This is a genomic window from Neisseria sp. P0021.S007, assembly GCF_051956855.1.
The window spans coordinates 1-569 of the sequence record NZ_JBQCXA010000903.1; the positions used below are offsets into that span (position 1 = coordinate 1).

Annotated in this window: 1 protein-coding gene; it reads left to right on the plus strand. The window is 51.0% G+C overall.

What is annotated here, in order from left to right:
• Positions 1-569, plus strand: a 569-nt coding sequence (gene truA, locus ACTHUR_RS16625) for a tRNA pseudouridine(38-40) synthase TruA (RefSeq protein ID WP_440399788.1), incomplete at both ends; no start/stop codon positions are given.

A 569-nucleotide genomic window follows, 5' to 3' on the forward strand; every position in this document is an offset into this window, starting at 1 on the left:
GTCTTATGACGGCAGCCGATTTTACGGTTGGCAAAAACAAGCTGACGGTTTGCCGACTGTCCAGACGGTATTGGAAAGCGCACTCAGCCAAATTGCAGGCGAAACCATTCGGACGATCGTTGCCGGACGAACCGATACAGGCGTACACGCGACTGCGCAAGTCGTCCATTTTGATACCGTAGTGGTCCGTCCCGAGCAGGCGTGGGTGCGGGGCGTCAATGCTTATCTTCCTGAAGGTGTGGCTGTATTGTTCGCGCAGCAGGTTGCCCCACATTTTCACGCCCGCTTTGATGCATACGGTAGAAGGTATCGTTACCTTTTGGAATCATCTCCCGTCCGCTCCCCGATATTGCAAGGAAAGATAGGGTGGACGCACCTCAAACTCGATCCTGAAAAAATGCAGCAGGCGGCATTATTATTAGAAGGCGAACATGATTTCTCCAGCTTTCGTGCTGCCGAATGCCAAGCAAAATCCCCCGTTAAAACCCTGTATAGTGCAAAAATCAGCGGTACACCGCAATTCTTAAAACTAGACTTACACGGCAATGCCTTTTTGCATCATATGGTGC